This window comes from Nonomuraea longicatena (assembly GCF_039525605.1).
Taxonomy (GTDB): domain Bacteria; phylum Actinomycetota; class Actinomycetes; order Streptosporangiales; family Streptosporangiaceae; genus Nonomuraea; species Nonomuraea longicatena.
In genome coordinates this window covers 92,486-106,535 of sequence record NZ_BAAAHQ010000041.1, presented here as the reverse complement: position 1 = coordinate 106,535, position 14,050 = coordinate 92,486, and the positions used below count along the sequence as shown (strand labels likewise).

Below are 14,050 nucleotides of genomic sequence, written 5' to 3'. Positions count from 1 at the left end.
AACAGAGCCTTGCTCTAGAGCAGGTCCCCCGGAGTGTCGATCCGGAAGCACCAGCGGTCGACGACGACGCCCTGCAGCGCGTCGGCCAGGGCGAGGGCGACCGTACCGACGTGCTCCAGGTCGTCGCCGCGCAACTCCACCGCCGTCAGGTCCGTCGCGAACGGCAGCAGTTCCTGCGCGGCCGGCGGCCGCGTCTTCAGCGCCACCACCGCCGCCCGCAGGTCCTCACCCTCGAAGGCGCCGCTCTCGTCCGGCTCGATCCCGAGGACCTCGGCCAGCCTCTCCTCCGACGGCCGCTCCGGCAGGATCACCGCCGCGCCCCGCTCCTCGTCGGACGGATCACTCACCTGGCCCCGGCACAGCGCCAGCCCGTCCAGCCGGACGGCCACGCCCTCGGCGAGGAAGCGGTCGTAGAAGTCGAACGGCAGCGGCCCCTCCGCCGCCACCCGCAGCGCCCAGACCTCCTCCATCTCGCCGCCCACCAGGTCGGGTTCGACCTTGACGGCGGCGTGGACACGCACGTCGGCGGCCAGGATGTCGGCGCCGTCCGCCTTCGCGTCGGGGTCGGACAGCCGGATGATCCGCAGCAGTTCGGCCGGATCCGGGTTGGCGGGCAGCGCCGCCGTCGGGCCAGTACGCAGTCGCCGCTTCGCCATCCAGCCCATGGGTGCCCGTCCTCAGCTTCGGTAGGAGCTCGTCATCGTCGCGTAGACGATGATGTTGTCGGTGTAGTGCCCGGTGGTGCGGTTGTAGACGCCGCCGCAGGTGATCAGGTGGAGCTGGGCGTTGCTGCCCGGTTGGTCGCCGTAGACGCGCTGTGTCGGGAAGGTCGTCTTGGCCGCCTGCTCGACGCCGCCGACGGTGAACACGGCGGTCACGCCGTCCTGGCGCTTGATCTCGATCGTGTCGCCGTTCTTGATCTCGTACAGGCGGCTGAAGACGGCGGAGCCGCTTCTCGTGTCCTTGTGCCCCAGCATCACCGACGGGCCGCCCTCGCCCGCCGTCGGGCCGTGCCGGTACCAGCCCACCAGGTTCGGGTTGTTGATCGGCGGCACCTGGATCGCGCCGCGCCGATCCAGCCCGACCGAGCCGATCGGCGCGTTGATGCCCAGACGCTTGATCACCAGGCGTCTCGGCGTGGAGGGCAGCATCGCCGGAGCGGGCTGGAGCGCCGGCAGCGGCGGCGGCACGCTCGGCGGGGCCTCGAACATCGCCTGCTGCGGCTGCGCCGCACCCGTCTGGCGGGGCTGGGCCTCCAGCGCCAGCGAGTCGCGGGCCAGGCCGTACTCCTCGGGGGAAGAGACCACGATGAGCAGGCCGGCGACGACCGTGACGACACCGGCGACGGCCGCGCTGATCAGCGTGATCCGCAGGCCCTTGCCGCCACCGCTCGGATGCTGCGCCGCCATCGCTCAGCCCTTGCTGATGTTACGGCGCCGCAGGATCAGGCCGCCCGCACCGGCCGCCATGATCAGTAGCGCGCCGGACAGGATGAACATCCGCCCGTCGGGGCCCATGTCGCCGCCCGCGCCGGTGTCCGCCCCGTCCTTGGGCGTCTTGCGCACCTTGCCGCCACCGGCGGGGGTCTCGGTGACGATGACCGTCGTGGTCTTGGTGGGACGGGCGGTCGTCGGCGTGGCCGTGGGCGTGGTCGGAGTCGGCGTCGGAGTGGTGGCCGTGGGGGTCGGGGTCGTCGGCGAGCTCGACGGCGAGCTCGAACCGGTGGCGACCGTGATCAGGGCCGCCGCCTGGGTGGCCTCTGACTCCTTGCCGGTCGTGACCGTGCAGTCGTAGAGGGCGACGTTACCCCCGGCTGCGGTGCCGACGCGCAGAGTGAAGTCGTAGGGGATCACAGCCATGGTTCCGCGCGCCGTCGGTGTAAGAGAGACAAGGACGGTCGGTAGTGGCTGGAGCGGGCTGCCCAGGGCTATGGCACCGGGCGTGTTCGTGACCACAGCCGTCCGGAGTTCGCTCGGGGTCGGGCTGGGCGAGCCGGTAATGATCGCATCAGCTTCGATGACCAACCGGTCGCCCTGCGCGAGTTGGGTCGGCGCTGTGAGTGTGGGGGAAGGGGTGCCGATCTTCCAGGTGACTACGGCGGTCGCGCTGGGCGAGACCGCGCTGACCGGACCGGTGAGGTCCATCTGGAACTTGATCTCGGTGTCTGTGGACGTGCTCACGTTCGTGCACGTGTAGGTCACCGCTTTGGGTGCCATGGAGTTGGCGAGGGCCGGAACTCCGAAGAAGACTCCAGCACCGGCCACCACGAGGGCGGAGGTCTTGAGGGCGAGGCGTCGCCGCGCCTTGGACGTCGGCACTGTCTTTCTCCGTTCCAGCACAGGTGTAACAGGCGTACCAGGATTCCACCGGATAGTCACGGTTTGGTAGAGATCTTACGAACTCATCCTGTCAATCGCCTGTCAAATCCCGAAGCCCGGTCAACCCTTCTTCTTGGACAGGGTCGCATAGACGATGACGTTGTCGGCATAGCTGTGGGTGGTCTTGTTGTAGACCCCGCCGCACGTGACCAGCCTGAGCTGGGCGTTGTCGGTGTTGCCGTACACACGGGAGGTCGGGAAGGACCCCTTGCTCACCTGCTCGATCCCGCTCACGGTGAACCGGGTGACCTTGCCGTCCGAGCGGTAGACGTAGATCTGGTCGCCCTTGGCGAGTTCGGCGAGCCGGTTGAAGACGGCCGGGCCGCTGCGCGTGTTGACGTGGCCGTTGACGATCGCGGGACCGAGCGCTCCGGGCACCGGGCTGAATCGGTACCAGCCCGCCAGGTTCGGCTTCGACAGCGGGGGCGCGCCCAGCGCGCCCTTGTCGTCGACCGTCACCCGGCCGATCGGCGCGTTCACCTTGATGTCGGGGATGCGGATGCGCACCGGCCGCAGCGCCTGCCGGCTCTTGGCGGTCTTGGCCCGGGGGAACGGCGCCACCGTCGGCACGGCGGCCGGAGGCGGCGGCGCGTCGAGCTTGGCGGGCAGCAGCGGCACGTCGGCGCCGCCGGGACCGACCGTCGGGGCGAGTTGGGAGGCGCCCGCGTTGACCATCTCGATGGTGCTCGGCCGCTCGTCCGGCTGGGCACCGCCGTCGGGAACGGGCGCCAACTGCAGCACACCGACGGTGACGGCGGCCACCCCGGCGAGCGAACCGGCGATCAGCAGGCCAGGCAGTGCGCGGTTCGGCGGGCTCTTCTGCTCGGTCATCACTTCGTTCCTCCGGAGACTGCGCGGCGGCGCCGGAGGAACAGCCCTCCGGCCGCGCTGCCCATCAGCAGCGCGGCTCCGGCCGCGATCAGCCCGTACGATCCCTGCGTGTCATCGGGCGCCTGCCCGGTCTCGACCCCGCCCTTGGGCGTGGAGCGCACCTGGGCCGCCTGCGCGACGTACCTGGTGGTCGTGGGCGTCGCCCGCCGCGACGGGCTGCTGCTGCCGCCGCCGACGGGCACGACACCCACCTGCGACAGATCGCCGGTCGGCCAGTCGTGCGGCTCTGGCGTGGTCCGCGTCGGCGTCGGCGTCGGGGTCGGGGTGGGCGTCGGTGTCCGGGTGGTGGTGGGCGTGGCCGTCGGGGTCTGGGTGCCCGTCGGCGTGGGTGTGGCGGTCGGGGTGGGCGTGCTCGTCGGGCCGGCGACGGTGATCTCGATCTCGTCCGGCGCGCTGGTCACCACACAGGTCGCCCGGTGGTGGGTGGGCGGCTGGACGGGCTGGGTGTTGAACACCTTGAACGCGTCCAGGTGGATGGGCTTGTTCTCGGTGTTGCTGATGACGACCTCGTGCTCCCCGTACGGCAGGTCCTTGCGCTCCCAGAGCGTGACGTTGCCCTCGGTCGCGTTGGTTTCCGAACCGTCCTTCCGCCTGGTCGGATCGACCTCGGCCGCGTGTCCGTCGACGGCGACCTTGACCTTGCTGACACCCGGCATGCGGCGTCCGACATACGCGAAGCCGGTGCCGGTGAACTTCAGGATGGCCGAGCTCCCCACGCCGGTCCCGGTGTGGACGTCCCGCAGATGGTCGCCGTATTCCACGGGCGTCGCGGGATGGTGCGTCCAGGCAGGGGCGTAGGCGATACGCCCCTCGGGGTCGTCGTCGTTGATGGTGAGGGTGTAGTCGGGAGGGACGAAGTCGACGGTCATGCCCTCCGGCTTGAGGCTGATCACCCCGGCCCGGTCGAGGTGTGCGGAGGAGGAGATGCCCGTGGGTAACGCAAGGCCCAGGTCGGGCTGCAGTTCGTCCTGGTCGCGCGCACCGGTGGAGTCCAGGGTGCCCTCCCAGGCCCCTTGGAGGCGGGTGATGCCGACGAGTGAGACCCGGGCTCCCTTGGGGAAGTAGTCGGGCGACTTGAAGCGGTTGACGTCGTCGGCGTAGGCGACCGACCAGCCCAGCCGCAGCAGCCCACCCTGCCGGATCACCGTCGGTACGCTCACCCGCGCCACCAGTTTGACGGGTGCGGAGCCCGCGATGCCGCCGGTGCAGCTGTAACGGACGACGACGTTGACGGTGTCGGCCTGCGCGGGTGCCGTGATGAGGGCAGCCGTGGCCGCCAGCCCCACCGTGGGGGCGACCAGCGCCTTGCTCCACCGACTCACGGAACCCTCCGATCACACGGATAGACCGGAGGTAGATCTTAGATGCGGAACCCCTGCAACACCCCCGAAAACCGGCACGTTCCAGGACTTGTGATGAACCCGATACGGCCCCGGGAACCGGGTATACGTTCGGGTAACAGAATCGTATTCTGGAGCTTGAGACCACCCCGGAGGCACCACATGCGGCGAGACCTCTTCGACGAGGAACATCTGCTCTTCCAGGAGAGCGTCCGCGAGTTCATGGCCCGCGAGGTCACCCCGCACCACGGCCAGTGGGAGAAGGACGGCATCGTCCCCCGCGACGTGTGGAAGAAGGCCGGGCGGATCGGCATGTTCGGCTTCTCCGTCCCCGAGGAGTACGGCGGATCCGGCATCTCCGACTTCCGGTACAACGCCGTGATCACCGAGGAGATCATCAGAACCGGCGCCTCCGGCCTCGGCTGGGGACTGCACAACGACGTGATGGCCCCCTACCTCGTCGAACTCACCGACGACGAGCAGAAACAGCGCTGGCTGCCCGGCTTCGCGAGCGGCGAGCTCATCACCGCCATCGCGATGACCGAACCCGGCGCGGGCAGCGACCTGCAAGGCATCAGGACCACCGCCGTCAGGGACGGCGACCACTATGTGCTCAACGGCCAGAAGACCTTCATCACCAACGGCATCAACGCCGACCTCGTCGTGGTCGTCGCCAAGACCGACCCGGACGCCGGGGCGCGCGGCACCACGCTCCTGATGGTCGAACGCGGCATGGACGGCTTCACCAGGGGCCGCAACCTGGACAAGATCGGCCTCAAGGCGCAGGACACCGCCGAACTGTCCTTCGACGACGTACGGGTGCCGGTCGCCAACCGGCTCGGCCCGGCCGAGGGCGAGGGCTTCATCCAGCTCATGGGCAACCTGCCGCAGGAACGGCTGTCGATCGCGGTCGTCGCGGTCGCGGCGGCCGAGGCGGTGCTGGAGGAGACCATCGAGTACTGCCGCACCCGCGAGGCGTTCGGCCGCAGCCTCGGAAAGTTCCAGAACACCCGGTTCGTGCTGGCCGAAGTCGCCACCGAGGTGGAGATCGCCCGCCATTACGTGGACAAGTGCATCCTCGCCCTGAACGCCGGGCAGCTGTCGGCCGTCGACGCCGCCAAGGCCAAGTGGTGGACGACCGAACTGCAGAACCGGGTCATCGACCGCTGCCTCCAGTTGCACGGCGGCTACGGCTACATGATGGAGTACCCCGTCGCCAAGGCGTGGCTGGACAGCCGCGTCCAGACCATCTACGGCGGCACCACCGAGATCATGAAGGAGATCATCGGCCGCTCCTTCGGCTTCTGAGCGCCGAAGGGGCCATACTGGAAATCATGGACGGCGGCCTGATCCTCCTGGTTTTCCTGGCGGTGCTGTTCGCCTGGCTTCTCAACCGCGTACGGCGGGCGATGAGGCTCGGGCCGGTCGGCTACGCCGGAATCATGATCGTATTCATCCTCGCGACCCTGCTCATCTGGGGGCAGACCCTGCGCGGTTAGCGGGCGGAGCCCTCCAGGAGGACCCTGGCCACCAGGTCGGGGTCGTCGCTCATGGGCAGGTGGCCGCAGCCCCTCAGCAGCCGCACCCGCTGCCCCGACCACCGGGCCGCGCGCACCGCCTGGCGGCGCGGCAGCAGCCGGTCGTGCTCACCCCAGGCGATCGTGATCGGCGCTTTGGGCGGTCCGGGCGGCAGCACGTTGGCGAACGAGGCGAGCGCCTCGTCGAAACCGGGCGCGCTCGCCATCGCCTGCCTGGCCGCCGCCAGCGCCATCGGATCCAGTTGTCCCGGCCGGGCCACGAGCAACCCGACCGCCAGCGCCCGATCGACCTTCGTGTAGGACCCGGCCTCCGGCGGCAGCTTCCGTGAGGCCGCCCGGATCCCGCGCAGCACGACCTGGCACCACACCAGTTCCGGCTCCGACCAGAACCCGGCCGGTGACAGCGCCGTCGCGCTACGTACCGAGCCGCGCGCCGCCAGCTCCAGCGCCAGATATCCGCCGAGGGAATTGCCCGCGACGTGCGGCTCGCGCAGCCCCATCAGTTCGCAGAACGACTCGACCGCGTCGGCCAGCGACTCGGCTGTGTACGGCGTCGCGTCCGGCAGCGCGGGCGACACACCGAACCCCGGCAGATCGACGGCGATCACGTCACGCTCGGCCGCCAGCCGATCGAGCACCGGCAACCAGCCCTGCCAGTGGTGACCGATGCCGTGGAGAAGGATCAGCGGCTCGCCGGAGCCCCGGCGTTCGTAGGCCAGCTCCATAGCACCGAGTCAACCACTCAACGGCTGCGCATGGGAATCTCGAACCAGACCGCTTTACCTTCCGGTGTGGGTCGCGAACCCCACCGCCGGGCAAGCTGGTCGACCAGGTAGAGACCGCGCCCGCCCTCGTCGTTCTCACCGGCGCTGCGGATCCGAGGCAGGCGCAGGTCCTGGTCGAACACCTCGACCCAGACCGCTTCCCGGCCCCGGCGCAGGCGCAGCGTGAACTCCTTGTCGGTGGTGACGTCCTCGTCGAAGGGTGAGTCCCACGACTCGTCGAACGGCAGCGGCGGCCCCTCGACCACGAGTTCGCGGCGGGGCACCCCGGCACCCGAGGCGTGGAGCACCACGTTGGTGACGACCTCGGAGACCAGCAGGCAGGCCAGCTCGGCGCGTTCCTCGGGGACGTTCCAGCCGGTGAACGCCTCGGCGGCCATGCGCCGCGCCTCACCGACCATGATCGGCTGGGCCGGGAAGGTGCGCTCCTCGACGTCGAGGTCGACGTCGGTGGAGCGGACCACCAGGATCGCCATGTCGTCGTCGATCTCGCCGGGGACCGCGACCGTGGCGGCCTCGGCGATGCGCTCGACGTCGCTCTCGTCGGCGACCTTGGCGAGTTCCTCGAACAGGACCGCCAGGGTCTCCTCGTCGGTCGCTGTCCGCCCGTCGCGGGTGGGGCGCCGATCGACCAGGCCGTCGGTGTAGAGCAGCAGCGAGGCGCCCGGCGGGAGCGTACGCGTCTCCTCCTTGTAGACCAGGTCGGCGTGCATGCCCTTGGCGTGGACCCCGAGCGGCTGGCCGACCTCCTCGAACTCCAGCTCCACGCACTCGCCGTCGGACAGCAGCAGCGGCGGGGCATGCCCGGCGTTGGCGATCGACAGCTCGCGCGACCAGGCGTCGTAGACGAGGTACTGGCAGGTGACGATCGGCGGGACGCTGATCTCGGCGCCGCTGCCGTCGAGCTCGTCGGTGGCGATGATGCGGGTCCACTCGTCGAGCTTGGCCAGGATGTCGGCGGGCGACTTGTCGTCCTGGGCGAACGCCCTCAGCGCGGCGCGCAACTGGCCCATGATGGCCGCCGCCCTGGCGCCCCGGCCCTCGACGTCGCCGATCACGATGCCGACCCGGCCGGCCGACAGCGGGATCACGTCGTACCAGTCGCCGCCGACCTGGGTCTGGATGCCCTGGCCGTGGGAGGCCAGCGGGGCGGCCGGGTAGTAGCGCACCGCGATCTGCAGGCCGTCGAGCTGTGGCAGCTTCCTGGGCAGCAGGTGCTTCTGGAAGGACTCCGCGGTGTGCCGCTCTTCCTCGAAGAGCAACGCGTTGTCGATCGCGAGGGCCACTCTCGTGGCGATGGCGCCGACGAAATCACGGTCGAAGGCGTCGTAGTGGGGGCTGCGGCGATCGGACAGGTTGGACAGCCCGAGGTACAGCTGGCCGAGCGTCTCGCCGCGCACGCACAGCGGGGCGACGATCGCGGAGGTCATGCCGACCTCGCCGCAGATCTTCGCGCTGCCCTCGTGAGGGGCGGGGAAGCTCGTCGAGGTGAAGTCCTCGACCAGGATCGTCTCCTGGCGGCGCAGGGCCGTGTCGGCGTAGTGGCCCGGCGGGTAGCGGATCTCGGCGCCGACCGGCTTCCAGGTGCCGGGCGGCGGGTTCCAGCCGGGCACGTGCTGGGAGATCCGGCGCACCAGGCGCTCGCCCTCCATCAGCTCGATGAAGCAGTGGTCGGCGAACTGCGGGACCAGCATCTCGGCGACGCGTTTGAGCGTCTCCTCGACGTACAGGGAGCCGGCCAGCCGCTCTCCGATGCGTTCCAGCAGGCCGAAGCGGTCCTTCTCGCGCTCGTTGCTGCGCAGCGCCTCGCGGGCGGTGATCACCACGCCGGACACCGAACCGGAGGGATGGCGCAGCGGTACGGCCTGGGCGCGGACGTACACGATCGTGCCGTCACCACGCCTGACGTCGAAGGTGCCTTCCCAGACCCCGCCCTTGAGCACGTGCTTGGCGAGGTCGACCGCGAGCGGATGGTCCTTCTCCATGATGCCGAGGGAGAGAACCGAGGTGTCGCGGCCGGTGGGTCCGCCCTGACGGCCGAACAGCTTCTCGGCAAAGGGGTTCCAGTAGAGCACGTTGCTGAACCGGTCGGTCACGACGATGGCCATCTCGGCCTGGTCGAGGACCGTGTCGGCGGCAAGGCGGTCGTCTGTGTCCGTTGAAAGATCCCCCCATCGCTTCATCCGGGGACCACTCCTCGGCGAGGCATGTGCGCAAAGCGAACCACGGGCGCTCCTGCAGCAGTCTTGACCGTACGGGAGTGGAGGCGCTCCCCTGTGAGATCCACCCGAGCAGCAGCTCGCTCGTCAGCGCTTGGAGACGAAGACGTGCGCGGCAACGTCGCGCGGAAGCTCCGCGGGAGTGTTGTTCGCGTCACTGTCACCTGTCACCCGCACACCGTCGTCGCTCGCCGCGAGCGTCACCTCGCGTCCGGGTTGTATCCCAACTTGCTTGAGTTTAAGCATCACAGCGGGATCGCTTTGCACTTGTTCACTTATTCGCCGTACCACGACCGGAACGTCTCCCGGCCCGGCGAGATCCGCCATGGGTGTCAGCGCGCTCTCCGCCACCTGCTCGGCCTCGTGGGCGCCCAGTTCGCCGAGACCCGGGATGGGGTTGCCGTGCGGGCAGACCGTCGGATTGTCGAGCAGCGTGACCAGGCGGGCCTCGACGGACTCCGACATGACGTGCTCCCAGCGGCAGGCCTCGATGTGCACCTCCTCCCACGGCAGCCCGATGACCTGGGTCAGCAGACACTCGGCCAGGCGGTGCTTGCGCATGACGCGCGTGGCGAGGCTACGGCCCAGCTCGGTCATCGCCAGGTGGCGGTCGCCCTCCACCTTGACGAGGCCGTCGCGTTCCATGCGGGCGACCGTCTGGCTCACGGTCGGCCCGCTCTGCTGGAGCCGCTCGGCGATGCGCGCGCGGAGAGGGACAATGCCCTCTTCCTCTAGTTCGTAGATCGTCCGGAGATACATCTCCGTGGTGTCGATCAGGCCGTGTGCGGTCAAGGCTCCTCCCATCTCGATGCTACGCCGGTCGTGGCCGGGGTCTGGGGTCTGAGGGAACCCTATTGGGAGAACGGCTCACGGTGGCAAAGGACGGCAACAATCTCATGCGCGCGTTACTTCCCGATCTCCGAACAATAGTTCCGGAACCGCCGCGCCGAGAGGCCGACGGCGATCACCGCGACCGCGCACGCGAGCCCGCCGCCGACCCACGCGACCCCCAGCCCGGAGGCCGTCGCCATGGCGCCCGCCCTGACGTCGCCCAGGCGCGGCCCGCCCGCGACGACCACCATGAACACGCCCTGCATACGCCCGCGCATCTCGTCCGGGGCGTGCAACATGAGGATCGACTGCCGCCACACCGACGAGACCACGTCCGCGGCCCCGCCCACCGCCATGAGGAACACCACCAGCCACAGCGCCTCCACGAGCCCCGCCGCCGCGACCACGAGCCCCCACAGCGCGATGACGGCGATCAGCGCCAGGCCCTGCCTGCGCACCCGGCCCACCCAGCCGGACAGCAGCGCCGCGGCGACGCCGCCGATCGCCATGGCCGCGTTGAGCCAGCCGAGCGCCAGGGCGGCGCCGCCCGGCACGTCGGCGAACCGGGTGGCGGCCAGTTCCGGGTAGAGGGCGCGGGGCAGCGCGAAGACCATCGCGATGATGTCCACGACGAAGGACATGAGCAGGACCGGGCTGGTGGCCACGTACCGCAGGCCCTCGAAGACCGCCCGCGCGCCCGGCCTGGCCGCCTCCGCCAGCGGCCGCATGGCGGGCAGGCGCAGCGCGGCGTACAGGCTGACGGAGAACAGCAGGGCGTCGAAGGCGTAGGCGACCGCGTAGCCCTGCCAGGCCAGCAGCACCCCGCCCGCCATCGGCCCGCCGACCGCGCCGACGCTGAAGGCCAGGGAGTTGAGCGCGTTGGCACCGGGCACCAGCTCGGCGGGCAGCAGCCTCGGGATGACCGCGCCCCTGGTCGGCGAGGTGACGGCGAACCCCGTGGCGCTCACGGCCACGGCGGCGATCAGCAGGGCGACCTGGTCCAGCCCCAGAACGGCCTGCGCCAGCAGGAACAGCGTCGCGACCCAGGTGACCAGGGACCCTGCCAGCAGCACCTTGCGGCGGTCGGCCGCGTCGGCCGCCGCGCCGCCCCACAACCCGAAGACGATCAGCGGCAGCAGGTGCGCCAGCCCGAGCAGCCCGACCCACAGCGACGACCTGGTGAGGTCGTAGACCTGCTGGGAGACCACCACGACGGTGGCGCCGGAGCCGAGCTGGGAGACGGCCTGTCCGATCCACAGCCGCCGGTAGGCGGGCACCGCCAAGGGGCGGGTGTCGACCAGATGCCGTTTGACGGTCTCCCCTATGGACATTCATGACAATCTACGGGGCAAGCCTTTCCAGCACCCATCCAGGGTGAGCCCGCCGATACCGCAGCCTGTCGTGCATGCGGGAGAGCTGGCCCTGCCAGAACTCGATCTCCGTCGGCACGACGAGGTAGCCGCCCCAGAAGTCGGGGACCGGCGGCTTCTCCGGCCAGCGGGCCGCGAGCTCCTCGTAGCGGGCGTCCAGTTCCTCGCGCGAGCGCACCACGGCGGACTGGCGCGAGGCCCACGCGCCGATGCGCGAGCCGTACGGGCGGGAGTTGAAGTAGTCGGCCGACCGCTCGTGCGAGAGCCGCACCACCGTGCCCTCCACCCGCACCTGACGGCGGATCTGGTGCCAGGGGAACAGCAGCGAGGCGCGCGGGTTCTCCGACACGTCGCGGCCCTTGCGTGACTCGTAGTTGGTGAAGAAGACGAAGCCCTGCTCGTCGTACCCCTTGAGCAGGACCGTCCGGGCGCTTGGCCGCCCGCCCGCCGAGGCGGTGGCGACGATCATGGCGTTCGGCTCCGGCAGCCCGGCGGACAGGGCCTCCTGGAACCAGAGGGCGAACTGCGCGATCGGATCGGCGGCGACGTTGGCCTCCAGCAGGGGCTCGCCCTCGTACGAGCGGCGCAGCCCTGGAAGCGAGGTGGCATCCACGAGACGGTATTCTTGCGCGCTTGGTGGCGACCCCACACAACGGCCCCCACCAGCGGTGATCGCGTTTCGGCGTGCCCGAAGTCCGAGCACCCGACGGTAGAGGGTTAAATTGACCCGCCGGTATCTCGACATCAAGAAAGGGAGGCGGCCGAGAATGTCCGACTTCAAACCCGGTCTCGAAGGCGTTGTGGCCTTCGAGACCGAGATCGCGGAACCGGACAAAGAAGGGGGCGCCCTTCGATACCGGGGCGTTGACATCGAGGAGCTGGTCGGCCGTGTCCCGTTCGGGCATGTGTGGGGCCTGCTGGTCGACAACAAGTTCCAGCCGGGTCTACCCCCGGCGGAGCCTCACCCCATCCCTGTCCACTCCGGGGACATCCGCGTAGACGTACAGAGCGCGCTGGCCATGCTGGCTCCGGCCTACGGCTTCGGCCCGCTGCTCGACATCTCCGACGACGAGGCGCGCGACAACCTCGCCCGTGCCTCGGTCATGGCCCTGTCCTTCGTTGCGCAGTCGGCGCGTGGCCTCGGCCTGCCGATGGTGCCGCAGAACCGGGTCGACGAGGCCAAGACCATCGTCGAGCGGTTCATGGTCCGCTGGCGCGGTGAGCCCGATCCCAAGCACGTCAAGGCCATCGACGCCTACTGGACCTCCGCCGCCGAGCACGGCATGAACGCCTCGACGTTCACCGCCCGCGTCATCGCCTCCACGGGCGCCGACGTCGCGGCCGCGCTCTCCGGCGCCGTCGGCGCGATGTCCGGTCCGCTGCACGGTGGCGCCCCCGCCCGCGTGCTGCACATGATCGAAGGCGTCGAGCAGATGGGCGACGCCAAGAAGTACGTCCAGAGCGAGCTGGACAAGGGTCAGCGCCTGATGGGCTTCGGCCACCGTGTCTACCGTGCTGAAGACCCCCGTGCCCGCGTGCTCAGGCGTACGGCGAAGGAGCTGGACGCACCTCGTTACGAGGTCGCCGCGGCTCTGGAGACGGCGGCTCTCGAAGAGCTGCACGCGCGCAAGCCCGACCGGGTGCTGGCCACGAACGTGGAGTACTGGGCGGCCGTGGTGCTCGACTTCGCCGAGGTGCCCTCCCACATGTTCACCTCGATGTTCACCTGCGCGCGCACGGCCGGTTGGGCCGCGCACATCCTGGAGCAGAAGCGCACGGGCAGGCTGGTCCGCCCCAGCGCCAGGTACACCGGCCCGGCCGAGCGCCCGCTGAGCGACGTACCGGGCGCCGACGAGGTCGTCGGCACCATTTGACACCTCCGTTTCACACGGCCCCCGCAGGCCGGGACGGCTGCCGCATCCGATGCGGCAGCCGTTCGTCATTTCGGCGCGACGTCGGACAGCTTCTCGCAGAGGGGGTCGGGTTCCGCCCGCTCCGAGGCGTCGAGCCTGCCGCAGCGGAGGACGGGGACGACGTGGCGCGGTTTCTCCGCGACGACCTTGAGCACGGTCAGCGCCTTGTCCACCGGCGTGTGCTGGTCCCCCGGGCCGAACTCGATCACTCCGCTGGAGCCCTCCCAGGCGTTCGACCCCGACATCCTGGACAGCCGGTAGAGGATGTCCCCCCGGCTCGGCAGCCCGGACGTGGTGGCCGCCTGGTACGCCTTGCCCGCCGCGTCGTGGATGACGCTCAGGGCGTCGAAGGTGAGCAGCAGGTGGTCGTCCGTGGCGGTGAGGTGCCTGCCGTCGAGGAGCTGGCGCACGAACGCGGTCCGCTGGACGTCGGTTGCCGCCCAGGTCGCCCGGTTGGCCAGCGACAGGTGGTAGACCTCGACCTGCTCCATCCCGGCGATCTCGGCGCCGAAGTCGACGACCACCTTCACCACGTCGTCACCGGCGACCACCTTGGTCACCCCGGAGCCGCAGCCGCTGCCCTCGATCCGCTTGAGGAAGTCGCGGAACTCCGGTGCCCGGCCTGTGTACACGATCACGTCCGGGTGGAGCTCGCAGGCCCGGACGACGGCGCTTGAGATGCCGCCGGAGGCCACCGTGTACGACACGCTCGCCGCGAGCTTCACACCCTCGACGGCGAGCGTGTCCTTGAAATCCCCTGCCAGGTTGTTGGTGTACTCGTCCTCCCG

General features: G+C 70.0%; 14 protein-coding genes. 3 read left to right on the top strand and 11 right to left on the bottom strand.

Annotated features, from left to right (window positions below; translation table 11 throughout):
• Positions 1 to 14: 14 nt before the first annotated feature.
• The 5 genes from ABD120_RS32035 to ABD120_RS32015 form a co-directional block, all read right to left on the bottom strand.
• Positions 15 to 665, bottom strand: coding sequence for a hypothetical protein (locus ABD120_RS32035; protein ID WP_343953957.1), 651 nt, complete (start codon positions 663 to 665; stop codon positions 15 to 17).
• A gap of 12 nt (positions 666 to 677) precedes the next feature.
• Positions 678 to 1,409 carry a class F sortase gene (locus ABD120_RS32030; RefSeq protein ID WP_343953956.1) on the bottom strand — a complete coding sequence of 244 codons (732 nt, stop codon included), beginning with the start codon at positions 1,407 to 1,409 and terminating at the stop codon, positions 678 to 680.
• A gap of 3 nt (positions 1,410 to 1,412) precedes the next feature.
• Positions 1,413 to 2,318 (bottom strand): hypothetical protein, encoded by a 906-nt coding sequence (locus ABD120_RS32025; RefSeq protein ID WP_343953955.1) that lies wholly within the window; start codon positions 2,316 to 2,318, stop codon positions 1,413 to 1,415.
• Between the two features lie 120 nt (positions 2,319 to 2,438).
• Positions 2,439 to 3,209: a class F sortase gene (locus ABD120_RS32020; protein ID WP_343953954.1), complete on the bottom strand. Its 771-nt coding sequence runs from the start codon at positions 3,207 to 3,209 to the stop codon at positions 2,439 to 2,441.
• Entirely contained in the window at positions 3,209 to 4,591 is a 1,383-nt protein-coding gene (locus tag ABD120_RS32015) for a hypothetical protein (RefSeq protein ID WP_343953953.1), read from the bottom strand. The genes ABD120_RS32020 and ABD120_RS32015 overlap by 1 nt, the downstream gene beginning before the upstream one ends.
• 180 nt (positions 4,592 to 4,771) lie before the next feature.
• On the opposite strand from ABD120_RS32015, the gene ABD120_RS32010 reads away from it, so the two are divergent.
• Together ABD120_RS32010 and ABD120_RS32005 are read left to right on the top strand one after the other, a co-directional pair.
• A complete protein-coding gene (locus tag ABD120_RS32010) occupies positions 4,772 to 5,917 on the top strand; it encodes an acyl-CoA dehydrogenase family protein (protein WP_343953952.1) in 1,146 nt (381 codons plus the stop codon).
• Between the two features lie 26 nt (positions 5,918 to 5,943).
• Positions 5,944 to 6,108, top strand: coding sequence for a hypothetical protein (locus ABD120_RS32005; RefSeq protein WP_343953951.1), 165 nt, complete (start codon positions 5,944 to 5,946; stop codon positions 6,106 to 6,108).
• Here ABD120_RS32005 and ABD120_RS32000 read toward each other — a convergent pair.
• From ABD120_RS32000 to pdxH, 5 genes are all read right to left on the bottom strand, one after another.
• Positions 6,105 to 6,872: an alpha/beta fold hydrolase gene (locus ABD120_RS32000; protein ID WP_343953949.1), complete on the bottom strand. Its 768-nt coding sequence runs from the start codon at positions 6,870 to 6,872 to the stop codon at positions 6,105 to 6,107. The genes ABD120_RS32005 and ABD120_RS32000 overlap by 4 nt on opposite strands.
• 17 nt (positions 6,873 to 6,889) lie before the next feature.
• A complete protein-coding gene (locus ABD120_RS31995) occupies positions 6,890 to 9,112 on the bottom strand; it encodes an ATP-binding SpoIIE family protein phosphatase (RefSeq protein WP_343953948.1) in 2,223 nt (740 codons plus the stop codon).
• 123 nt (positions 9,113 to 9,235) lie between these two features.
• Positions 9,236 to 9,940 carry an iron-dependent transcriptional repressor DtxR gene (locus ABD120_RS31990; RefSeq protein ID WP_343953947.1) on the bottom strand — a complete coding sequence of 235 codons (705 nt, stop codon included), beginning with the start codon at positions 9,938 to 9,940 and terminating at the stop codon, positions 9,236 to 9,238.
• A gap of 113 nt (positions 9,941 to 10,053) precedes the next feature.
• Positions 10,054 to 11,310: an MFS transporter gene (locus tag ABD120_RS31985; protein ID WP_343953946.1), complete on the bottom strand. Its 1,257-nt coding sequence runs from the start codon at positions 11,308 to 11,310 to the stop codon at positions 10,054 to 10,056.
• Between the two features lie 10 nt (positions 11,311 to 11,320).
• The gene (gene pdxH / locus ABD120_RS31980) at positions 11,321 to 11,962 is read right to left on the bottom strand and encodes a pyridoxamine 5'-phosphate oxidase (protein ID WP_343953945.1); all 642 of its coding nucleotides are present in this window, start codon (positions 11,960 to 11,962) and stop codon (positions 11,321 to 11,323) included.
• 154 nt (positions 11,963 to 12,116) lie between these two features.
• Here pdxH and ABD120_RS31975 point away from each other — a divergent pair, with 154 nt between their 5' ends.
• Positions 12,117 to 13,223, top strand: a complete 1,107-nt coding sequence (locus ABD120_RS31975) for a citrate synthase 2 (RefSeq protein ID WP_343953944.1) — start codon at positions 12,117 to 12,119, stop codon at positions 13,221 to 13,223.
• Positions 13,224 to 13,288: 65 nt separating this feature from the next.
• Here ABD120_RS31975 and ABD120_RS31970 read toward each other — a convergent pair.
• On the bottom strand, positions 13,289 to 14,050 hold a 762-nt coding region (locus tag ABD120_RS31970; RefSeq protein ID WP_343953943.1), incomplete at its 5' end, for a hypothetical protein.